The organism is Arthrobacter sp. H20 (genome assembly GCF_000520515.1).
GTDB lineage: Bacteria > Actinomycetota > Actinomycetes > Actinomycetales > Micrococcaceae > Arthrobacter_D.
In genome coordinates, this window is the sequence record NZ_KI914755.1 from 58837 (window position 1) to 81633 (window position 22797).

The window sequence follows — 22797 nt, forward strand, 5'->3', positions numbered from 1 at the left end:
TGCCCTCGCCGCCGTGAAGCACCAGCCACGCCTGGACGTTGCACTCGGGGAAGAGGTCCTGAACCCGCCGGACTGAATCGATGATTCGCACGTCCCCGGCGATCCTGCCGTTGTGGCGCAAAGCTTTGCCGTCCCACCGGTAATTGCCGGGCGGAGCCTGCAGGGAATCAATGATTGCCAACCGGTATCCAGCCAGTACCGCATGGCCCGCTTCGGTGCCGGCGTCGTCGCCGAATCGCAGACCGTTGACCATCCGTGCCGCAGGGAAACCAGCGAGAAAGCGGTGTTCCAGCAGCGCCGCGGTGCGGCGCTCGCCGTCGTATCGGGATCCACTGCTGGATCCAAGCCGCGCGAAGAAGCCAGGTTGCCGGGCGGTGCCATGGATCTGACTGCCAGCGAGGGTCAGTGGGACAACTGGCGGGTTCCGGGGGGAGAACGGTGGCTCGTAGACGGCTGGCCGTTGAAAGGCCTCGTCGTCAGTTGCACGGTCGGGAGTCGGCGCCGTCGACCGGGGCGGCGTGCGGGCGCCAGCTGGTTCAGCGTTTCCGGCGTTTCCCCCGAGCCCGTGGTCGTAGCGGCGGCGACGTTCGGGGTCGGCCAGGGTCTCATAGGCGACAGCCACATCGTGAAACTTCTCGGCGCTGCCTCCCGCGTCCGGGTGGGTTGAGCGGGCGGCCCGGCGGTAGGCATCCTTGACCTGCTTGGCAGTCGCGTCCCGCGATACTCCCAGGACGGCATAGTAGGTCCGGTCGGACGGGGTCGCCATAGGGGCCTTTCATCGGGATGGACGGGCTGCGGGATGAAGCGGGTGAGACCGGGGTGCCGGGCACTGGTGCGGCCAGCACACAGTGGCGCATCAGGGCAAGACTGTAGACGCTGTTGAGGCTACCGACCAAATGCTTGCTCTACCTTCAACGGTGGAGGGGGTCGATCCGTTCGGTAGCATCGGACAATGATGATCAGCGGCGAGGATTGGTACGGCAAAGTACTCGACCGGGAAGACTACGCGGGCTCCCATTTCGTCGACTGCGACTTCACCGAGATGCAGACCAACGGATCCACCTTCAGCAATTGCGTCTTCCGCAACGTCAAGTTCAACGTCTCTACCCACACGGACAGCGCGTTCGACGGTTGTCGATTCGAGTCCTGCAGCTTCTTCGATTCCACGTTTGTCGGATGCCGAGTGACTGGCAGCAGCTTTTCCAACTCCACCCTGGTGCCCATGAAAGTCGCGGGAGGCAACTGGTCCTACGTTTCGCTGGTGCGCGCAGACCTTGCCTCAGCCGACTTCTCGGATGTCACGCTGACCGAAGCTGACTTCACCGGAGCCAACCTCACGAAAGCGTCGCTGCGTAACTGCCGGTTATCAAACGTCGAGTGGGCGGGTGCGCGGTTGCTCGATGCCGATCTGCGCGGCAGCGAGTTGGGCGAGCTGTCTCTGGAGAACGTGCAGCTGCGGGGCGCTGTGATCGACGTTGCGCAGGCCATGACCATCGCTGAGGCGCTGGGCACGGTGATCAAGTGAGGAAACCGGGCGCACGCCCGGCGAAAAGTGAAGTGTCAGGCCGAAGCCGCTAGAATTGATCGATGCCCGTGTATCTGGACCACGCGGCGACCACGCCTCTCTCGGCGCCCGCGCTCGCTGCACTCACCACCGAACTCAGCCGCAGCGGCAATCCATCGTCGCTGCACGGCTCGGGCCGTCGCGCCCGTATGGTGGTCGAAGACTCGCGGGAGACCCTCGCCGTCGCGGCCGGAGCCCACCCGTCTGAGGTCATTTTTACCTCAGGTGGCACTGAGGCTGACAACCTTGCAGTCAAGGGGTTGTACTGGGCCCGTCGAGCCGAAGACCCGCGCCGCCGGAGAATTCTGTGCTCGGCCATCGAACATCCGGCCGTCCAGGACACCGTCGAGTGGCTCGCCAAGCATGAGGATGCTCAGATCACCTGGCTACCCGTCGACACGGATGGGACGCTCTCACTCGACGCGCTGCAGTCCGAGCTCGACGACGATCCGGGTAGCATCGCGCTGATTACAGTGATGTGGGCCAACAACGAGGTCGGAACCATCCAGCCCATCGAGATGATCAGCGCAGCGGGAGCCCGCTACGGCATCCCGGTCCACTCTGACGCGGTGCAGGCATTCGGTTCCCTCCCGGTTTCCTTCACCGCATCGGGGCTCGCGACCATGGCGGTCAGCGGGCATAAGATCGGCGGTCCGGTAGGCGTCGGCGCCCTCTTCGTCGGGCGGGCGGTGAAGCTCACCCCGGTACAGCACGGTGGGGGACAGGAGCGTGATATCCGATCGGGGACTCTTGACACGGCAGGAATCGCTGCCTTCGCCGCCGCCGCGGCTCATGTCACCGGTGGCCTTGCCGAGGAATCGATGCGCATCGCTGAACTGCGGGATCAGCTGATCAACATGGTTGAAGCGTCGGTACCCGAGGCAGTCCTGCGGGGGCACCACACGCTCAGGCTTCCAGGGAACGCCCACTTCACTTTTCCCGGCTGCGAGGGGGACTCCCTCCTGTTTCTGCTTGACCTGGTGGGGGTCGAGTGCTCCACCGGGTCGGCCTGCACCGCCGGTGTGCCGCGGCCTTCGCACGTCCTGCTGGCGATGGGCCTCACTGAAGCAGAGGCGAGGGGTGCCCAACGGTTTTCGCTCGGGCATACCTCATGCGCTCAGGACGTTGAGGCTCTTGGGGCGGCTCTGCCCGAAGCCTATAGACGGGCGCGGCAGGCTGGCATGGCTAACCATGCCTCTACTATTCAGACAGCTGGAACAGGTTTTCGATCATGAAGGACAAATAATGAAGGTACTCGCAGCAATGAGCGGTGGAGTGGACTCCGCCGTAGCCGCGGCACGCGCGGTTGAGGCAGGACACGACGTCGTCGGGGTCCACCTGGCCCTGTCCCGTATGCCAGGAACCCTCCGCACCGGCAGCAGGGGTTGCTGCACCATCGAGGATTCCCGAGATGCCTGGCGGGCCTGCGACATTCTCGGCATCCCCTACTATGTCTGGGACTTCTCTGAGCGGTTCAAAGAGGACGTGGTTGATGACTTCATCGCTGAGTACGCCGCCGGTCGCACGCCCAACCCCTGCATGCGCTGTAACGAACGAATCAAGTTCGCCGCTCTGCTTGAGAAGGCGCTGGCGCTGGGTTTCGACGCGGTCTGCACCGGTCACTACGCGAAGGTCATCGAGGATGGCGAGGGCAACCGTGAACTGCATCGGGCCGCGGACTGGGCCAAGGATCAGTCCTATGTGCTGGGCGTTCTCACTCACGAGCAGCTGAAGCACTCGATGTTCCCACTGGCAGAGACTCCGTCCAAGGCCGAGGTCCGCGCCGAGGCCGAACGCCGTGGGCTGTCAGTGGCTAACAAGCCCGACAGCCACGACATTTGCTTCATTCCGGACGGCGATACCAGGGGCTGGCTGGCTGAGCGAATTGACATGGCCGAGGGGGCGATTGTCGATACCGATGGCGAACAGGTTGGAACCCACCCGGGAGCCAATGCCTTCACCGTGGGACAGCGTCGTGGATTGAAGCTGGGTACCCCTGCGGACGACGGCAAGCCACGCTTTGTGCTGGAGATCCGGCCGAAGGAGAACAAGGTGGTGGTGGGGCCTGAGCGGATGCTGGCCGTGGACCAGCTCCGGGGCATCAAAGTGTCCTGGGCTGGATTGCCGATCGACCAGGTAGTCAACGGCGGTGAATTCGAGTGCATGGCCCAGGTGCGTGCCCACGGCGATCCAGTGGACGCGGTGGCCTGGATGGAGGACGGCGGCGAGGGTCAGGCGGAGCTGGTGGTCCGGCTGAACGAACCGATGCGCGGGGTTGCCCCCGGACAAACAGTAGTGCTGTATCAGGGGACCAGGGTATTGGGCCAGGCGACGCTCGATTCGGCGCGCTCGATGGAACGCCCTGAGCTCCAGCCGACTCACTGAATGTGTCGACGCCGGATTAGTCGGCGGTCTGCAACTGGTGTTTGACTTGGTACATGACTGAATCGAGCAGCGGCTACAACCCGGCGGCAAGCTCGCTGTCCGGGCAGGTACGGCCCGAGGTGATGGAAGAACTGCTATCAGTGCGGAGCAGTATCGACAATATCGACGCGACGCTTGTCTATCTCCTGGCTGAGCGCTTCAAGGCCACTCAGCGGGTAGGAGTTCTTAAGGCCGAACACCAACTGCCGGCCGGGGACCCGGACCGTGAAGCCGCCCAGATCACCCGGCTCCGCGCGCTGGCCGAGGAAGCCAACCTTGACCCGGCGTTCGCCGAGAAATTCCTGAACTTCATCATCTCCGAGGTGATCCGCCACCATCAGGCGCTGTCCGAGAACCGCCGCCCCACGGAGGGAACCAGTGAAGCCTAGTTCTGCGCAGGTCACAGCAACGGCACTGGGCGATTGGCCGGGTACCGATCCGGTGGAGTCAGCCCGGGTGGTACGCGGCGAACTCGGCTCACCGCATCTGCCTCACCTGGTGTCGTTGCCGCACCGGGGGGTAGGCAGCGATGCAGTCGGGCGGACCGCTGCCATCCTCGTGGAGTTGCCGGTCGACGTGCAGCCGCACGGCTGGCGGCTGGTGGACCGTCCGGGTAAGGACCACCACCGAGCGGTATCGGCTCTAACGACCGACCTCAACGTCCTCGGTGATGTGATCGGCGCCGAATCCGCTCCGAACCCTGAGCTGAAGATCCATCTCCGTGGTCCGCTTTCCATGGCCGCCAACCTGTACCTGCACGGCGGGGAACGTGCGCTGCTCGATGTGGGAGCTCGGCGTGAAATACGGGATTCCCTGGCCGCGGGGGCAGCTGAACTTGTCGGCAGGATCGCTTCATCGGCTCCGGGTGCGCTGGTTCATGTGCAGCTGGATGAGCCCGAGATCGCTGACATTCTGGCAGGGGGTGTGCCGACTGCAAGCGGCTACCGAACCCTTCGAGCGGTGCCTGATCAGGAAGCGGCTGACGCGTGGGACGCTGTAGCCCACGCGGTCCGTGGCGTTGGTGCAGGATGCGTTGCGGTTTCCTTCCCTGCTGACCGGGCCCCGCTTCATGTGCTGGCGACCAGTTCCCTCACCGCTGCGGCGCTGCCCCTTACTGGGCTGACCATGGTTCAGTGGGAGCAGCTTGCAGTTCATCTTGAGGCAGGTGGTGAGCTCTGGGCGGGTATCCTCCGCAATGCAGGCTCAGTGCCCCCGGTAGCGGCACTTGCCGGCGTCGTCCTGGCCCCGTGGCGGATGCTCGGCCTGCAGCTGACCAGGCTGGCGCAGCTGCGGGTGACCCCTGACACCGGTCTGGCGGATGTTTCACCCTCCGCCGCGGCGAGTGTGTTGCGACGGCTGACCCAGACAGCTGACTCCCTGAACCAGGAGATGGTTGGCAACTAGCTTCGCTTTTCCCAGCGGCGGGGTTCTGCTGAAACTGGCAGGACGCCGTCGAAGTCGACAAGCCAGTAATCGAAGGAGCCAGCATAGACCAGCAGGGTTCCCAGCTGCCGGTGAATCACCTTGGTCTGGATCCGAAACTGGCCGGCCTGCTCATCCCACCACTGCTCCATATAGGCCTGGGCGCCAACAACGTCGGGCACCGGCAGCCGAACCGGACCGGCGAACACGCGGGTCCGGTTCGATACCATCCGCATCCGCCCGGTAGGCGTGACCGAACAAGTGAGATCGGTAAGGGTCAGCCGGTGAGCCCCCACGTAGTCCAGGAGCTGTCCGTTCTCCTCTGAGGTGGTGTCCTCGAAAACACGGTCAACCCCAGGAAAGTGCAGCACCCGGCGGGCGGTCAGCGATGCGCGCCCGAAGGGATCGGCGTGCGGGTAATTGACGATCTGGAAGCGGACATCAGTTCCGTACTCGGGGAAGAAAGAGTTTTCGGAAGTTGCCAGCCGAAACAGCTGACGGATAAACCAGGCGGGGCAGCCTGCCACATCGAAGGTGCCCGTGCCCACCCCGGCCTTCCCCGCGCCAGCGTGAAGGCTGAAATAGGCCTGCAGTTCCGGCTGAAGCCGGTCAAAGTCGGCGCCGAGGGCGCGCTGGTAGATGGATTGCATTCTAGCTTTCCCACTTTCGTCGTTTATTGAGCCAGTCGATCAGGATCCGAGCGGTGAACCTCTGGTGGGGCCGCAGCTGGGGGCTGCTGGACAGCTCCGGTTGAGCTCCGCTGGTGATCATGTAGGAAGCAAGCACTGCGAGCCAGGCATCAACGTGATCGGGTTCGGCCCCGGCGCTCAGTGGTGACTCCGCCAGGAGATGGTCGACGTCGATTCCGGCAGAGCGTGGATAGACCAGGAGAGCCACCCAATCAGCCCAGGGCGGTCCGGTGGATAGGAAATTCCAGTCGCAGAACACCGCCCGTGGCGGCTCTGTCTGGGCTCCGCCGCGGCTGATGATGATGTTGTCGGCTCGGAGGTCATTGTGAAGGACCGAGTCACCGATCAGGGCGTCCGCGCCGAGTTCAGCCAGGGCCTGGAGGTCCAACATCCGACGCACCGATAGGGTTGGAAGATAGGCTGGAGCGGCGCCGTTCCGGGCCAACCGGGCAAAGACATCGGTGCGCGCCCCATCGCCGAAGAACTCATCGACCATTGATGGTCCACTCAAGCCAGGGGATAGGCGCTGCAGACCTGATTGCACGCCCAGCAAAGACTCGTGGATAGCACCGAGGTCCCCGGAGGTCCATGGTCGCCCCGGCATGCTGCCGTCCACTGCCTCGAAACAGAGCACCTGCCATTGGGTGCCCCCGGCTGAAAGCAGATCGCTTGACCGCAGCAGTGGGATAGGAAGGCCTTGAGGTAGTGCTGCGAGTACTTCTGCCTCGCGGACGTAGGCATCGAAGATCATGCTATCGGTGGAGGGTGCTGCCTTGGCGAAAAGGCGGCGGTCGCCGCCGGCGAGAAGAGCCGCGAAACCGTTGGTGAATCCGCCGCCGGCTAGGGTCATCGACTCCACTGGCGCGCCAAGCTCGGTGGCCAGCCGGTGTTGGACCACGGCGGGAAGCGAAGACCAGGGAGGGCGGCGTGCTGTCCGGGAGTAATCCACCATTGACCCGTTGACCAGTTGCATCATCAGAGCCGTCCTGCCGCTTTGAGGCGAATATACATGTCGGCCAGCTGCGGTGGCAGTTCCTGAGGGGCAGCATCGACGACCTCGGCGCCAAGCTGGCGGAACTGAGCGGTCACAGCTGCGCGGTCCAGAAGAGCACGCTCCGCCGCGGCCGCCCGGTACACGTCGGCCGCCGATTGCCGTTCCCCCCGCATTTCGTCAAGGCGCGGATCGCTCACGGAGGCCACCACGACCACATGCTGGGAGGTGAGGCCGGCAAGCACCGGGAGGAGCCCCTCCTCCACTGCGCCAGAATCAAGTGACGTAAGCAGGACCACCAGGGACCGGTGGGAGGAGATCGAGCGAATCTGGGCGGGTACCCTTGACCAGTCAGCCTCAATCAACTCTGCTTCCAGCGGTGCCATCGCCTTCACGAGTGAATTCAGAAGGTTTCCCTTCGCCGCCGAGTCAACCCTCGCACGGGGTCGCCGGTCGAAGGCGAGGAAGTCCACTCGGTCACCACCGCGCTGGGCCAGGACGGCCAGCAGCAGAGCAGCCTCCATACTGGTGTCCAGCCGCGGTTCATCATTGATCCGGGCAGCCGAGGTTCGCGACGTGTCCAGGACGATGACCACGCGCCGGTCCCGTTCCGGACGCCAGGTGCGCACTACCGTGTCGCGGCGGCGGGCAGTTGCCCGCCAGTCGATGGAGCGCACATCGTCGCCCCTGACGTAGTCCCGCAAGGAGTCGAACTCGGTTCCCGCGCCGCGGATCTGGACTGCTGCACGCCCATCGAGCTCCCGCAGCCTGCGCAGCTTGGACGGAAGGTGACGTTTGGAATGAAACGGTGGCAGCACCCGGAGGAGGCCGGGCGCGGGGACGCTCACCTGTCGGGCCGCAAGCCCCAATGGGCCGAAGCTGCGAATCGTTACGTGCTCCACGCGGAGGTGCCCGCGTCGCTCAGGGAACAACTTGACCAGGATCTGGCGGGCTTCTCCTGTCGGAACCGAAACGTGGTGTACCGGATCGACTGCTCCAGCCGACGGCTGCCACGCCTCACGGACGTCCGCCCGCAGCCGGCGTCGGGAGTAGTTGCGGACCCTCAGCGCACTGGTGCAGGCCTCGGTGAGCCGCACGCTATCGGGCAGCTCCCGGCTCAGGCCCGTTTTCCGGGGGGAGGCCGCCAGAGCGAGGTCCAGCCCTGCGGCTGCCACTAGTGCGCCGGACCAGATGAGGATGGAGACCGCGCCGGGGTAGAGCGCAACCGGGAGCGTTCCGAGAAACGCCACGAGGACGAATCGACCGGTAATTGTCATACAGCACTGAGCCTTAGCGGGGAACGGGGACGGTAGCGAGGATGCCCAGCAGGACGTCGTCCACGTCAATGCCATCCATCTGGGCTTCTGGTCGCATTGTCACCCGATGACGCAGCGCCGGAAGAGTCAAGGCCTTGACGTCGTCGGGTGTCACGAAGGTGCGTCCTGAAAGCCATGCCCACGCACGGGAGGTGGTGAGGAGCGCCGTGGCGCCGCGCGGCGAAACACCCAGCTGGAAGGACGGGGCGGAGCGGGTGGCGCGCACCACGTCCACGATGTAGGCGATCACCTCGGGGGCAATCGCGACTGTTGCCACTGATCGGCGGGCATGGGCCAGGTCCTGTCCCGAAGCGACCGGGCGGACCCCAGCGGCACCGAGATCCCGTGGGTCGAATCCCAGACTGTGACGTCGGATCACCTCGATTTCGTCGTCACGTTCCGGCACCGTCAGGGTGAGCTTCAAAAGGAAGCGGTCGAGTTGGGCCTCAGGCAGAGGGTAGGTTCCCTCATATTCGACCGGGTTCTGGGTAGCCGCAACAATGAAAGGGTCGGGAAGGGCCCGCGACACGCCGTCGACCGACACCTGACGTTCTTCCATCGCCTCCAACAGGGACGCCTGGGTCTTGGGCGGTGTCCGGTTTATTTCGTCGGCCAGCAGAATATTGGTGAACACCGGGCCTTCCCGGAACGTGAACTTCGAATTCTGCGCCTCATAGATGAGGGACCCGGTAATGTCGCCAGGCATGAGATCGGGGGTGAACTGGACCCGTTTGGTGTCGAGGTTGAGGGCCTCAGACAGGGTCCGGACCAGCAGGGTTTTCGCCACGCCCGGGACACCCTCCAACAGCACATGCCCATTCGCGAGCAAGGCAACTAGCATCCCGGTCACCGCAGCTTCCTGTCCCACTATCACCTTCGCCACCTCAGAACGCACGGCCAGCAGGGCCTCGCGTTCTGGGCCGGGGCCGTCGGCTGATGGGGGAGAGTCCTGATGGGTCGGGAACTGTTGGCTCATCGCGTGTCGATCTCTTTCTCTAGGGCGTCAAGGTCTTGACTCCATCGCACCAGCTGGGCATCGGAGGTTGGTTTTGTGGTGCGTAGGAGCGCGTCGAGGGCAGCTACCGACCGATTGGTGTGCCGTGCGGCGGCATGGACTACCTCGGTCACCGAACCAGTGGCCGGCAGCCGGAGCCGTGTGGCAAGCCGGATGAGCGTTGCGGCACGAAGGTTGGAGGCGGCGCGATCAATCGATGCCGAATCCTGGTAGAGCCGCGCCCGCCCTTCGGCTGTTTCTGCGGCGCGTACGACGACGGGCAGGGGCTCCTGGACGAGGGGACCCAGCCGGCGCCCACGCCACAGCACTGCCAGGAGTGCTGAGCCCAGGAGCCAGAGCATGACCGGGTTCACCCAGTCGGGTAGCAGATTGAGGGGGTCGACTGGGGCATCACCGACTGCAAGATCGGCAGCGGTGGGCTGATACCAGACCACCACGGGGGTGCTGCCCAGGGTGCGGAGGGCCAGGGCGGCGTTGCCCTCCAGATCGATGGTCTCGTTACTGATGATGCTCCCATTGCCGAGCGCCACCACTTCCTGGTTGGCCGTTGCGGCATAGGACCCCGACGGCGGACCGCCCTGGGCCGTGGCCGGAGGAAAACAGATCAGATCGGCCCGGTAGGCGAAGCCCCCCGCTGAGATACTCCCGGCAGCGATGGCGTCCTCAACCTGGCAGGCGGCCACAAGCGGGTCCTCCTCCGAGTCGGGGATCAACCCGGCCTGACGGATGCCGGGGGCTAGTTCACCCAACATCAATTGGTTCGGTTCAATCAGAACCAGGCGGTCGGCGATCCCGGCAAGGGTACCGAGCTGGTCAGCGCTAAGCCACGCATCGGGGTCATGGATGAGCAGGGTGGAGCTTCCCAACGCGGCTGACTCGGCAGCGGCTTCGAGCGACTCTGCCTGGATCACTTCAACTCCACGATTCTCGAGGACCTCGGCGAGGGCCATTGCTCCCGCCGGTGCCGGGTTGACCGGTGATAGGGCAACGCCGTCCTGCCCCGACCGCCCGAAGAACCCCACCACCACTACGCCAACGAGAAGGAAACCAAGAACCAGCCAGGGCGCGACCCGGCGAAGACGCGCGGCAGCGGTCCGGCCAACACTGCCACCGTCGCCGACTACCTCGGTCGCCGGATTCTGATCGCTCTGCGCAGCCATCAGCCCGGTGCCGCCAGTTCAGCTCTTGCTGGCTGGTGGGTGGGTCGGGCTCTCGTGAGGAGGTCATCGATGGTTGTAGCCCGCTGGTAGTCGGAGTCATCAGCGGGTTGGTTGCCGTAGTGCACCTCGTTGAACCGGTTGGCCAGCCACAGGGTGCCGTCTCCCTCCGCACCGAACGCCGCCCTGAGGTGCACTCCGGTCTCGCCTGCTGTGCGGCCGGGCTCGCGATCAATGATGCCCCGTTCCTCTGCGGACCGGATGACCGCCCGCAGCCGCTCGGTGAGGGCCACATCCCATTCCTGTGAGCCTGCGGCGGCCGTGGCGAGTTGCCGGTGTTCCCGTGCAGTCCTCACCGCGTCACCGGAGAAGACACCTGCCCCGGGGACGGCCCGCCGGGCGTTGAGGCGGGGTTTGACGAGCCACACCGCTAGGGCAATCACCGCCACAGCGCCGAGGGCGAGGAGGAGGGTGCCGGGTCCGGCGTCAAGAGGCCGCAGACCAGCGAAAAGGGATCCCAGCCATTCGAGGATCGCTGCCGCGATCCGTTCAATAAAATTCGGTTCGGCCTCCTGATAGGGGCCCTGTGCCAGTTCGTCGACGAGCCAACCGCGTGCCTCGTCGGCATCGGGAACCACCGGACTGTTGCTCGCCAAGGGCGCAGTGCCAATCGTTGATGGGTTCAGCATGCTCGGTGTTGCACCCGACTTAGGTTCCGCTGGCCGGCGGGCCGGGTGGGCCGCCGGGTTGGTGGCCGAACTGCTGCCCGCCGCGGTTCGCTGACTGGCCGGGAATGGGAGTGAAACGCCCGGCACCCGCTTCTTCATGTTCGCGCAACAGGACCACATCAAATCCCTCGCGCCGGATGCGCAGGTCCACGTACAGCAGGGCTGTCACACCAGCCTGGAAGGCGTAGCCGATGGCCCCAAACACAGCTGTGATCAGCTGGGCCACCAGCAGGATGGGAAGGGAGTTCATCAGGTCCTCGCCGAGCTCTGCGGGGGAGTCGCTGAAGGACACGAACTGGGTGGCGAGCAGGCTCAGGGGGGTGGATATCACCGAGGTGATGATTGAGACGATGATGCTTGTCAGGATAAGGATCCCAAAGGTCCGCCACCAGTTGCGGGTGGTCAGGGTCCACGACCTGCGCAGGGAGGTCAACGGCCCGGCGCCCTCGAGCATGAGGACAGCAGGAGCCAGTACGAACTTGATGCTTAGCCAGATGATCAACGCAAGCGAGGCGAGGAACCCCAGCACGATGAGCCAGATCGAGTCCTGGCCAAGCACCGCGGCCAGTAGTCCGGCGATCAGCAGCAAGACCGCCAGCCCGGCGACAATCATCAGGAGAAGAAGAATGCCCAGTCCCACGAGGGGCAGGATTCGTCGGATAGCGAGCTTCCACAACTGCACGAAGCTTGTGCGCTCGTTCAGCACTGCGCGGGCGATCGGTATCACCAACACGCCTTGCAGGATGAGGACTCCGACGCTGCTCAGCAGAACAATGGCTGTCCCCAGAGAAATAGCTGACGCTGCCAGCCCTGTGACCTCATCTATCGAGGGGTTGATGGGATCCAACTGAGCGATCGAGCCAAACAAGCCAACGGTCAGCAGCAACGTCAGAACCGAGATCACTACCTGGAACAGGATGGCGGTGCCGAAGGTTGCCAGCGGGTTCTTGCGGCACGCCTGAAACGCTCCATCGAGAATCTCCCCTAACCCGAGGGGCCTTAGCGGGATGATGCCTGGCTTCGGCGGAGCCTGGTAGCCGTGGAACTGGCCTGGTGGAACGCCCTGCCAGCCCGGCTGCGCACCCCACGCCGGCGGCGCCGCAGGTTCGGGGTTCTGCCCCCATTGTGGCTGCTGTCCACCCTGTGCCGGTTGACCCCATTGTGCGTTCTGACCCGGTTGAGGTGGCTGACTCCACTGAGGTGGAGGATTATGAGGCGGCATTTGAGAGCCTGACGCATCGTCTCGCGACTGGTCGGCTGGTCCGCCGTCGTGCGGATTATTGCTCATGCTGTCCCCCCGGGACCCTTGTTCCACTTGTGAACTCGTCTCCTAGAACTATAGTTACCGGGAAGGTTTTCGGGGAACTCATCCCCCTGCGGGGCGCGCGGAGCATCAGCACCGGTAAGACATTGCAGTGGCAATGGGAGACTATGGAGATATGAAGGCACGCATTCTGGTCGTAGACGACGACGAAGCACTGGCCGAGATGATCGGCATCGTACTACGCAACGACGGATTCGATCCCGTGTTCTGCGCAGACGGCTCCCAGGCACTAGAGATCTTTAGGAGCTCCAAACCTGATCTGGTGTTGCTCGACCTGATGCTGCCTGGAATCGATGGGATTGAAGTCTGCCGGCAGATCCGCAGTGAATCGGACCTCCCCATCGTCATGCTGACCGCTAAGTCGGACACCTCCGATATTGTGCGGGGGCTGGAATCTGGTGCCGACGACTATGTGCCAAAGCCGTTCAAGCCCGCCGAACTGGTGGCACGGGTGCGAGCCCGGCTCCGCCCAGGTGACCAGAAAGCTCCGGAGACACTGCGGATAGGCGAAGTCACCATTGATGTCGCAGGGCACTCTGTGATCCGGGCTGGTGACCGGATCTCCCTGACCCCGCTGGAGTTCGATTTACTCGTGGCGCTAGCGCGCAAGCCCTGGCAGGTTTTCACCCGCGAGTTGTTGCTGGAACAGGTGTGGGGTTACCGGCACGCGGCAGACACCCGGCTCGTTAACGTTCATGTACAGCGGTTGAGGTCAAAGATTGAGCGCGATCCTGAGGCACCCGAGATTGTGCTGACGGTCCGTGGCGTGGGCTATAAGGCAGGGCAGGGATAACTTGGAGCGCGCGGCGGCAACCGCTCGGGGCAGATTGGGTGAACTGACATCCCAGACCTGGACCCGGCTTCGAATAATGCCGTCGCTGATAGCCCGGCAATGGCGCCGGTCACTGCAGTTTCGCACTGTCGTCTCCACCCTGCTGCTCACCGCCCTCGCTTTCGCTGCCGTGGGCGCGTTTCTCTCCAATCAGATCGCCTCCGGACTGTATGAGGAACGGTTTGAGCAATTCAGAGCCGAATCCAGCAACGGGCTCACCGAGGTGGGAGCGATCTTCAGTAGTGCCTCGACTACCGATGCGGACTCAACAGTGCAGTTGGTGGGTGATACCCTGCCAAGCCTCGAGGGCGGTGGGGCTGATGCCCCGCGCCGCTTCATCCTCGCGATCGTGCCCGATCAGACCACCGAAATCTACGTTCCGCCATTCGCCAGTGACAATCTGACCGAGTCCAGCGCGATCCCTCCGGCTATGGTCGATGCCGTGCGATCCGGCGATGACCAGTATTGGTCAGCCACCTCGTTCATCGATTCCGGTGAGCGGGTGCCCGGCGTGGCTTTCGGCACCAAGGTCGCGCTGCCGCCAGCTCAGACCGAGTATGCCCTGTACCTGATCTATGACCTGTCCTCCATGCAGGCAACCCTTGACTACATTCACGGGGTGATCTGGATTGCCGGGACACTCCTGCTGGTGATCATCGGGGCCATCGCCTGGTTTGTGACCCGTAGCGTTGTGGGTCCAGTGAGCCACGCCGCAGTGGTGTCCGAAAAGCTTGCCGCCGGTGAGCTGCAGGAGCGGATGGATGTCAAGGGCGAGGATGAGGTGGCCCGGCTGGGAGCCTCCTTTAACCACATGGCGGAGAGTCTGCAGGACCAGATCACGCAACTGGCGCACCTGTCGCAGATGCAGCAGCGCTTTGTCTCGGATGTCTCACACGAGCTCCGCACGCCGCTGACCACGGTGCGGATGGCTGCCGAAGTCCTGCACGATGCCCGGGCCAACTTCGACCCGGTAAACCGTCGATCAGCAGAGATTCTCTATAACCAGGTGGAACGCTTCCAGGCACTCCTCGCCGATCTCTTGGAGATTTCGCGCTTCGACGCTGGTGCGGCGGTGCTCGATTCCGAATCGGTAGACATTTTCCAGGTGGTCAGACACGTCCTTGACGGCGCCCAACCGCTCGCGGACGCCTGCGGTTCGGAGCTCACAGTTATTTCCCGAGAAACCGAGTGCGTTGTTGAGGTGGACCCGCGCCGGATCGACAGGATTCTGCGGAACCTGGTGGTGAACGCACTGGAGCACGGCGATGGGAAGCCGGTCTCCATCTACGTCGCTTCCAACCCCGACGCCGTCGCCGTAGCTGTCCGCGACTATGGCATCGGGATGGCGCCGCTGGAGGCCTCACGGGTCTTCGACCGGTTCTGGCGTGCAGATCCAGCCCGGGCGCGCACCACCGGTGGTAGCGGACTGGGTCTGTCAATTGCCACCGAGGACGCTAACCTGCACGGAGCCTGGCTGCAGGCTTGGGGCTCTCCGGGTAAAGGCGCATGCTTCCGCCTGACCCTCCCGAAGCTCCGGGATTCGGTGCTCAAAGTCTCACCATTGCCGCTCCCGCCACGCAAGGGTGGGCTGCCTGTCCGGCCGTCAGTAGGGACTGCACCGGAACCGCTCCCGCAGCTGACCACTCTGCTGAAGGAGTCCCACGATGCCCGCTGAAAGACGATCCCTCAGCCAGTCTTTGGTGCTACTCGTTCTGCCGGTCCTGCTGGTGATCAGCGGATGCTCGTCGATCCCCACCTCCGGCCCAGTCGGGGTGATCACCGCAGACTCCGAAGCTGGCCCTACCGATCCGCTGATCTTCAATCCGTCTGGCCCCCGCCAGGATGCGGATCCGGAATCGCTCCTGAGAACCTTTATTAGAGCGGGGACCGGAGCAGCAGGGGACTACGAAATCGCCCGGGACTACCTCACCGATGAGTTTGCCATGCAGTGGCAGCCCGAGGAGCGCATCATTATCTACAGTTCCGCCCCACAGGTCTCGGCAACGCCAACCGAGGGCGTGTTTCAGGTCCAGCTTGAAGTTGAGGGCACAATCAACGCCGAAGGGATCCGGACAGGGGCGGTAGCCACCACTACCGAAAGCCTCACCGCGGAGCTGGCGCAGGACGCTGACGGGCAGTGGCGGATCACTTCGATCCCCGACGGCATCATGATCTCCTCCAACGAGGCAGATCTGTTGCTGGAAACCTACAGCCTGTATTTCTACAGCAGTTCCTTTGAGCACTGGGTGCCAGATGTCAGATGGTTCGTCAACCGCGCAGCCATCGCGGCCAATATCGTTGAAGCGATGCTTGAAGGCCCCGCACCCTATCTGCAGGGTTCGGTGACCAGCGCGTTCCCGGAGGGCACCACGCTTGGCGTGGAGTCTGTACCGATCGTCTCGGGCACAGCAACTGTCGACCTCTCGGCCGACGTCCTGCAGGACACCAGCGACCTGATCCGCCAACAGATGCAACAACAGCTGCGGGTCAACCTGGCCGGACTGAACACGGTGAACTCGGTACAGATGACTGTCGGGCAGCCGGTATTCCTCGGGGATGATATTCCCCACCCGAACCTCATCGTTCCGGTGGCGGACCCGCCAGTGGGCAATGAACAGATAGTGGTTTCCGGTAACGAACTGTTCCTCTATCAGACAGATCAGACAGTCCCGATCGGTGCTGTTCCGTCGGTGGCCGCGTTGGATCCCCAGGATCCTGCAATGGCATTGACTGGCTCGGACTTTGCCTTCTTGAACGGGAACCGCACCCGGCTTTACACCACCGGGCCGGACGAGGAGATTCTGATCGCGGCGACGGGAAGGAACCTGACCGCTCCCAGTTTCGATCCGAACAACTGGGTCTGGACGGCTGGAACCGATTCGCAGGGGCAGGGTTCAACAGTCACCGCGATTCCTCCGGGCGGCACCCAGGACAGTTCAGTGTCGGTGACAGTGCCGTGGCTCGCTGACGGCCGGGTGCTCGAACTTCGGGTCTCGAGGGACGGGTCCCGGGCGCTGGTGGTGACCGAGCAGGACGGAGTCAGTCGGGTCCTGTTGGCGGGAATCATCCGGAACAGGGACCGCACCCCGCAGAGTCTCAGTGCTCCCCGTGAGCTTTTTGCGCGCGGTCCGGTCAATACTGCAAAGTGGGTGAATGAGGATACGGTGATCGTCGCCCAGACCTCAGCCGACGCCGAGGTCACCCCTGAGTTCCTGAGCCTTGATGGGAGTGCGCAGACGCTGGCACCACTGGAGGGAATCACCCACATCAGTGCGGGCACCGGGCCGACAGCAGTGTTCGCCGCGACACCCGAAGGGGTCAGGAATCGGGTGGGTGACACCTGGTCTGACGAACCTGTAGAAGGCGTCCAGGACCCAGCGTTTCCCGGTTAGGGCTCCTCCACAGCATTAGCCGGTTGCTGATTGTGCGCACATGGACAGCGCGCTGACCCTGGTTCCACAGTGATGGCGGCAGAGTCAGACAATGATCTTTCCCCGGATGGACTCGTTGTGGGCCGGCTGCCTGAGCTACCTCGATAGTGTTCGGTTGCGTCCGGGTATCGTGCTGGTGGCTGCTGCGATAGCTGATTTTTGGTCCCTGATCTTTCCGACTGAGTGTGCCGTGTGCGGGCGCGCCTCCGTCTCGCTCTGCCTGGAGTGCCAGGCGAAGATCCGGGAAGCCACGGTGCACCCGTTCAGGGCTGACGGAGCGGCGCCTGCGCTACCGCAGGCTGACAGGCCGGCTTTGTCCACCGCCGACTCGAACTGCCTGGAATCGCTGCCTGTCACAGCTGCCGGGCACTACCGGGCAACTCTGGCTCGGCTGATCCTGGCCTATAAGTCTCATCACCGAACAGATATCGTCAGACCACTGCAGGCAGCGCTCGCTTCCGCATTGCACGCCGCGGTGAATGAGCTGCGACGTGGCGGTGAACCAGCCCAGATTCTCTTGGTGCCGGCGCCGCCGAAAGGCAGGTCGATGCGACGGCGGGGCTATGATCCGGTAGCGGTGCTCCTCAACGGATTGGAGAGAAGGGGTGAGCTGCCAGCCGGCTGCCAGCAAGCCCGGTTGGTGAGGTACCCGGGCGCCGTCGGTCAGATTGGGCCGCTCCTTGAGGGGCGCAATCGTCCACAGCATCAAAAGGGACTCGGCCGCTCTCAACGACGCGCCAACGTCCGCTTCACCATGACTGAGCGAAGGACGAGGGACAGCGTGCAGTCGGCCGTGTGCCTCGTGGTTGACGATGTGCTGACCACCGGTGCAACCATCGCCGAGGTAACCCGGGTACTCCGGCTCGGCGGAGCCCGCGTCGTCGGAGGCGTAGTTGTCGCCGCCACAGCCCCGCCATCGGGTGCCGAGTGAACTTTTTCGAAAAAACTACCCGTGAAGGATGAATATTGGAGGTGTGTGAACTAACGTGAAGTATGGATATCCCGACACGAACAGGTATCCGTCGACAGCGGCTGGAAGCACTACACCCCGGCCGCTGTTGTGTCACCTAAGCGATTTTGGAGGGCACCATGGAGTTTTTGATCAGTGGTCGAAATCTGTCAGTTTCGGACCGTTTTCGTGAGTACGCTGAGGAGAAGATCGACAAGATCGAGCAGCTTGGCGATAAGGTACAGCGGCTGGAGGCGAAAGTCACCAAGGAGCCCAATGCGCGCAACGCTGACAGCTCACTCACCGTTGAACTCACCGTCCTGGGTAAGGGAGCCGTGATCCGGGCTGAGGCATCAGCAGCTGACAAGTTTGCAGCATTCGACCTCGCCTACAGCAAACTGCTGGAAAGACTCCGACGTGCCCGAGACCGGCGGAAGGTGCACCATGGGCGCCATACGCCAACGGCCGTCCGTGAAGCAACAGCTGGTCTTGAACCCGCAAGTACCACCGCCCCGCTCTATCTGGCGGTACAGTCCACCGAGGTTCCACCCACGGCTGGCGACAGCGTCCCTGACGCCTATGAGATTGAGAACGACATCCCGGCGGGCGACTCGCCGGTGCTGATTCGTCGTAAGGTCTTTTCGGGCACCCCGATGGCTCTCGAGGACGCTGTGGACAATATGGAGCTGGTGGGACACGATTTCTACCTCTTTGTTGATTCAGCCACTGGAGCACCATCGGTTGCCTACCGCCGGCAAGGCTGGACCTACGGTGTGATCACCCTGGATGCCCGATGCGCTGAGGGAACCGAGGATCCGCATGAGGAGCTGCTGGCTTACCGGGCCCGGGAGGCCGCGGCCTCGGCCTAACCTGCTGCGGGAGTCACTCACGTAGGGTCAAAGAATGACAACAGTCCTCTCCCTGTCCCAGGCTCGGCGTATTGCACTTGGAGCACAGGGATTGGCAAAGGTAAGGCCCACCGGCCTCGCTTCGGCGAGGCAGGTGGGCCTTACCTTTAACCGCCTGTACCTGCTACAGATCGACTCGGTGAATGTGCTCGCGCGCAGCCACTACCTTCCCCTGTTTGCGAGGCTGGGACAGTACGATCGGGCACACCTCGATCGGCTGGCCAGCAAACACCCGAGGAAGATGGTCGAGTATTGGGCCCACGAAGCAAGCTTCATCCGCCCTGACCTTTTCCCCTATCTGCGCCCACTGCAGGAGCGGCGGTGGGTAGGAGCCAGTTCGGTGCCGGGGGCGCTCAGGGAATCGCTGCGCTCCCGTATCCGGGAGGTGCTTGCCGCCAGCTTGCCCCTGACCGCTTCGCAACTGCAACGTCGGCTGGGACATGCTGAAGTCCGCAGGGCCGACCAGTGGGGCTGGAACTGGAATTCAGTGAAGCGGGTCCTCGAGGACATGTTCGAGCGGGGACAGGTCTCGGCGGCCGGACGAACCGCTTCGTTCGAACGCCTGTATGCGCTGACTGAGCGCGTGATGCCTGACCCCGAGTACGCAGGCACGCAGGTAGACCCCTCAGATGCCTACCTGTTTCTCACTGAGCTCTCGGCCCGTGCCCAAGGGATAGGAACACTCAAGTGCTTTGCCGACTATTTCCGCCTGCCGTTGAAGCCGACGTCGACGGCGGTCGACAGGCTGATCGCACAGGGGCACCTGGAGCGGGTCACCATCAACGGGTGGGAAAGACCAGCTTTCCGCCACGTTGAATCGGTACTGCCGAGGCGAGCCAGGGGAAGGGCGTTGCTGAGCCCGTTCGACTCGATGGTTTTCGAACGTCGCAGACTTTCAGCACTCTTCGGCTTCGATTACCGGATCGAAATCTACACTCCGGCCGCAGCCCGGCGCTACGGCTACTACGTGTTGCCGTTCCTCCTGCGGGAGACGATGGCCGCGCGGGTAGACCTCAAAGCCGACCGGGCTGCGAGCAAGCTTCTCGTCCGCGGTAGCCACAGCGAGCCGGGTGCACCGGCTGATACTGCGGCCGAGCTGGCGGCCGAGCTGCGGCTCATGGCCACCTGGCTAGGGCTCGACGACGTGGTCGTCGAGCAAAATGGCGATCTGGCGGCCGCGCTGAAGCTGGCAGTTTCCCTCGAATAGCTGGCTGGAGGGCATCGGCTCGACAGGACAAGTCCTCTCTCCCGTAGACTGAACAGGCCAGATTTCGGCGCACCTAAGATTGGGAGCAAATACCAGTGCCATCACTTCTTGAACGAGTCCTCCGCACCGGCGATAAGAAGACACTGAAGAAACTCCGAAACTACGCTGACGCCATCAACGTCCTTGAGGACGAGTTTCGCGAGATGAGCGACGAGGATCTTAGAGGTGAGGCCGACAAGCTGAAGCAGCGCTTCGCCGACGGCGAGACCCTGGAGGCGCTGCTGCCGGAAGCATTCGCCGCGGTGCGGGAGGCTTCAGGCCGGACCCTGAAGCTACGGCAGTTCGACGTCCAGTTGATGGGCGGCGCCGCCCTGCACCTAGGTAATATCGCCGAGATGAAGACTGGAGAGGGCAAGACGCTGGTAGCGGTAGCCCCAGCCTTCCTCAACGCGCTTTCCGGAAAAGGCGTCCACATTGTCACCACCAACGACTATCTCGCTGAGTACCAGTCGGAGCTCATGGGCCGGGTCTTCCGCTTCCTCGGGATGACCTGTGGCTGCATCCTGTCCAAGCAGGACCCAGCCACCCGGCGCGAACAGTACAACGCTGACGTCACCTACGGGACTAACAACGAGTTTGGGTTCGATTACCTGCGCGACAACATGGCCTGGAGTGCAACCGAGTTGGTGCAGCGCGGCCACAACTTCGCCATCGTCGATGAGGTTGACTCGATCCTGATTGATGAGGCGCGGACACCGTTGATCATTTCGGGGCAAGCCTCCGGCGACGTCAACCGGTGGTACACCGAATTTTCCAAGGTGGTGAAGAAACTCGCGATTGACACTGACTACGAGGTCGACGAGAAGAAGCGCACCGTCGGGGTGCTCGAGGACGGGATAGAGAAGGTCGAGGACTATCTCGGTATCCAGAACCTCTACGAATCAGCCAACACCCCGCTGATCGGGTTTCTGAACAACGCCATTAAAGCCAAAGAGCTGTTCAAGAAGGACAAGGATTACGTAGTCCTCAATGGTGAGGTCATGATCGTCGATGAGCACACCGGCCGTATCCTTGCCGGGCGACGTTACAACGAGGGCATGCACCAGGCCATCGAGGCAAAAGAGGGTGTCGACATCAAGGCTGAGAACCAGACCCTCGCCACTGTCACCCTGCAGAACTACTTCCGGCTCTACGAGACACTCTCAGGCATGACCGGTACGGCCGAGACCGAGGCCGCCGAGTTCATGGCGACCTACAAGCTCGGCGTGGTGCCCATCCCCACCAACCGGGCCATGGTGCGCGCAGACCTGTCTGACTTGATCTACAAAAACGAGATCGCCAAGTTCGACGCGGTTGTCAAGGACATCGTGGAACGCCATGAAACTGGCCAACCCGTTCTGGTCGGCACCACCAGCGTCGAGAAGAGTGAGTACCTGTCGAAGCAGCTCGCCAAGGCTGGTATTCGCCACGAAGTGCTGAACGCCAAGAACCACTCGCGGGAGGCGGCCATCGTGGCCCAGGCCGGGCGCAAGGGAGCCGTCACAGTCGCTACCAACATGGCCGGTCGCGGCACCGACATTATGCTCGGCGGCAACGCCGAGTTCAACGCCATCGCCGAATTGGAAAAGCGGGGCCTGAGTCCAGCTGACAATCCCGACGAGTACGAAAGTCAGTGGCCTGATGCTCTGACTGCCGCGCGGGATTCGGTGGAGTCTGAGCACAACGAGGTCCGGGAACTCGGCGGGCTGTATGTGCTTGGCACTGAACGGCATGAGTCGCGGCGAATCGACAATCAGCTCCGCGGGCGTTCCGGACGCCAGGGCGATCCAGGCCGGTCGCGCTTCTATCTGTCGCTCACTGATGACCTGATGCGGCTGTTCAACTCAGGAGCAGCCGAACGCATCATGAACAGCTCGACCATGCCCGACGACGTCGCGCTGGAATCAAAGTTGGTCTCCAAAGCGATCGAAAGCGCCCAGGGCCAGGTAGAGGGTCGTAACGCCGAGCAGCGCAAGAACGTTCTCAAGTACGACGACGTCCTGAACCGCCAGCGCGAGGCGATCTACGGGGATCGCCGTCGTATCCTCGAGGGTGGCGACCTGCATGAGAAGGTCAGCTTCTTCCTCGAGGACGTCGTGACGGCGATGGTTGACGAAACCACCGCCCAAGGCCATGGCGACGACTGGGACTACGAGCAGCTGTGGACCAATCTGCGGACGCTGTACCCGATCAGCCTCACCATTGACGAAGTCCTTGATGAAGCAGGTGGACCGTCAAAGGTCACCAGAGATTTCCTCCACGCCGAGATTCTGTCGGACGCGAAGCTCGCCTATGAGACCCGTGAGCAGGCGCTGGGAGAGCAGACCATGCGCGAGCTGGAACGCCGAGTGGTCCTCTCCGTCATTGGGCGTAAATGGCAGGAACACCTGTACGAGATGGACTACCTCAAGGAAGGAATCGGGTTGCGCGCCATGGCCCAGCGCGATCCCCTGGTCGAGTACCAGCGTGAAGGGTTCATCCTGTTCCAGGCGATGATGGAAGCGATCCGGGAAGAAAGCGTGGGTTTCCTGTTCAACCTCGAAGTCGAGGTATCTGCTCCGGCGCCAACCGGGCTCCCAGGAGTTGCGGACGGCCGCGGGCTGGTGCAGGGTCCAACAATCAGGGCTGCGGGCCTTGACGCTCCTCAAAAGCCAGCGACCCTTAGCTTCTCAGCACCCAACGATCAGGGCGAGGTGGAAACCCGCGTGGAGAAGCGCGCAGCTTCAGCCAAGACCGCTGAATCCAATGGTGGCACCCGGGCCGAAGTCCGTGCCGCAGCCAAGCGCAAAAAGAAGTAATCC

General features: G+C 63.2%; 20 protein-coding genes. 12 read left to right on the top strand and 8 right to left on the bottom strand.

Annotated elements, in window-relative coordinates; genetic code table 11:
- On the bottom strand, positions 1–766 hold a 766-nt coding region (locus tag Y703_RS20300), incomplete at its 3' end, for a J domain-containing protein (protein WP_035765497.1).
- A 186-nt stretch (positions 767–952) separates the two neighbouring features.
- Here Y703_RS20300 and Y703_RS0115375 point away from each other — a divergent pair.
- The 5 genes from Y703_RS0115375 to Y703_RS0115395 all read left to right on the top strand — a co-directional run bounded on the left by Y703_RS0115375 (position 953) and on the right by Y703_RS0115395 (position 5392).
- Positions 953–1525 carry a pentapeptide repeat-containing protein gene (locus tag Y703_RS0115375; protein WP_026553420.1) on the top strand — a complete coding sequence of 191 codons (573 nt, stop codon included), beginning with the start codon at positions 953–955 and terminating at the stop codon, positions 1523–1525.
- Positions 1526–1587: 62 nt separating this feature from the next.
- The gene (locus Y703_RS0115380) at positions 1588–2799 is read left to right on the top strand and encodes a cysteine desulfurase family protein (protein ID WP_026553421.1); all 1212 of its coding nucleotides are present in this window, start codon (positions 1588–1590) and stop codon (positions 2797–2799) included.
- Between the two features lie 10 nt (positions 2800–2809).
- Complete coding sequence (gene mnmA, locus Y703_RS0115385; protein WP_026553422.1) at positions 2810–3949, top strand: tRNA 2-thiouridine(34) synthase MnmA; 1140 nt, start codon at positions 2810–2812, stop codon at positions 3947–3949.
- A gap of 53 nt (positions 3950–4002) precedes the next feature.
- Positions 4003–4377: a chorismate mutase gene (locus Y703_RS0115390; protein WP_026553423.1), complete on the top strand. Its 375-nt coding sequence runs from the start codon at positions 4003–4005 to the stop codon at positions 4375–4377.
- Positions 4367–5392: a uroporphyrinogen decarboxylase/cobalamine-independent methonine synthase family protein gene (locus tag Y703_RS0115395; protein ID WP_026553424.1), complete on the top strand. Its 1026-nt coding sequence runs from the start codon at positions 4367–4369 to the stop codon at positions 5390–5392. The genes Y703_RS0115390 and Y703_RS0115395 overlap by 11 nt, the downstream gene beginning before the upstream one ends.
- On the opposite strand, the gene Y703_RS0115400 is transcribed toward Y703_RS0115395, so the two are convergent.
- Genes Y703_RS0115400 through Y703_RS22450 form a run of 7 tightly spaced genes read right to left on the bottom strand, consistent with a single transcriptional unit; the run spans position 5389 to position 12594 of the window.
- Positions 5389–6060, bottom strand: coding sequence for a DUF4166 domain-containing protein (locus tag Y703_RS0115400; protein WP_026553425.1), 672 nt, complete (start codon positions 6058–6060; stop codon positions 5389–5391). The genes Y703_RS0115395 and Y703_RS0115400 overlap by 4 nt on opposite strands.
- 1 nt (position 6061) lies before the next feature.
- Complete coding sequence (locus Y703_RS21075; protein WP_051427653.1) at positions 6062–7075, bottom strand: aminoglycoside phosphotransferase family protein; 1014 nt, start codon at positions 7073–7075, stop codon at positions 6062–6064.
- On the bottom strand, positions 7075–8367 hold the full coding sequence (locus Y703_RS0115410) for a DUF58 domain-containing protein (RefSeq protein WP_026553426.1): 1293 nt from the start codon (positions 8365–8367) through the stop codon (positions 7075–7077). Before Y703_RS0115410 ends, Y703_RS21075 begins: the two co-directional genes overlap by 1 nt.
- Positions 8368–8380: 13 nt before the next feature.
- Complete coding sequence (locus Y703_RS0115415) at positions 8381–9382, bottom strand: AAA family ATPase (protein WP_026553427.1); 1002 nt, start codon at positions 9380–9382, stop codon at positions 8381–8383.
- Complete coding sequence (locus Y703_RS20310; protein WP_051427654.1) at positions 9379–10581, bottom strand: DUF4350 domain-containing protein; 1203 nt, start codon at positions 10579–10581, stop codon at positions 9379–9381. Before Y703_RS20310 ends, Y703_RS0115415 begins: the two co-directional genes overlap by 4 nt.
- A complete protein-coding gene (locus tag Y703_RS0115425) occupies positions 10581–11267 on the bottom strand; it encodes a DUF4129 domain-containing protein (RefSeq protein ID WP_035765500.1) in 687 nt (228 codons plus the stop codon). Before Y703_RS0115425 ends, Y703_RS20310 begins: the two co-directional genes overlap by 1 nt.
- Positions 11268–11286: 19 nt before the next feature.
- On the bottom strand, positions 11287–12594 hold the full coding sequence (locus tag Y703_RS22450; RefSeq protein WP_162148903.1) for a DUF7847 domain-containing protein: 1308 nt from the start codon (positions 12592–12594) through the stop codon (positions 11287–11289).
- 151 nt (positions 12595–12745) lie between these two features.
- Between Y703_RS22450 and mtrA the strand changes: the two genes are divergently transcribed.
- The 7 genes from mtrA (at position 12746) to secA (ending at position 22794) form a co-directional block, all read left to right on the top strand.
- Entirely contained in the window at positions 12746–13423 is a 678-nt protein-coding gene (gene mtrA, locus Y703_RS0115435; protein WP_026553429.1) for an MtrAB system response regulator MtrA, read from the top strand.
- A 76-nt stretch (positions 13424–13499) separates the two neighbouring features.
- Entirely contained in the window at positions 13500–15137 is a 1638-nt protein-coding gene (gene mtrB / locus Y703_RS0115440) for an MtrAB system histidine kinase MtrB (protein ID WP_155849561.1), read from the top strand.
- Positions 15127–16854, top strand: coding sequence for an LpqB family beta-propeller domain-containing protein (locus Y703_RS0115445; protein ID WP_035765503.1), 1728 nt, complete (start codon positions 15127–15129; stop codon positions 16852–16854). Before mtrB ends, Y703_RS0115445 begins: the two co-directional genes overlap by 11 nt.
- Before the next feature lie 91 nt (positions 16855–16945).
- Positions 16946–17824: a ComF family protein gene (locus tag Y703_RS20320; RefSeq protein WP_051427656.1), complete on the top strand. Its 879-nt coding sequence runs from the start codon at positions 16946–16948 to the stop codon at positions 17822–17824.
- Between the two features lie 158 nt (positions 17825–17982).
- On the top strand, positions 17983–18711 hold the full coding sequence (gene raiA, locus Y703_RS0115455) for a ribosome hibernation-promoting factor, HPF/YfiA family (protein ID WP_026553432.1): 729 nt from the start codon (positions 17983–17985) through the stop codon (positions 18709–18711).
- 34 nt (positions 18712–18745) lie between these two features.
- Positions 18746–19957 (top strand): winged helix-turn-helix domain-containing protein, encoded by a 1212-nt coding sequence (locus tag Y703_RS0115460; RefSeq protein ID WP_026553433.1) that lies wholly within the window; start codon positions 18746–18748, stop codon positions 19955–19957.
- Positions 19958–20052: 95 nt separating this feature from the next.
- Positions 20053–22794, top strand: coding sequence for a preprotein translocase subunit SecA (gene secA, locus Y703_RS0115465; protein WP_026553434.1), 2742 nt, complete (start codon positions 20053–20055; stop codon positions 22792–22794).
- The last annotated feature ends 3 nt before the right edge of the window (positions 22795–22797 follow it).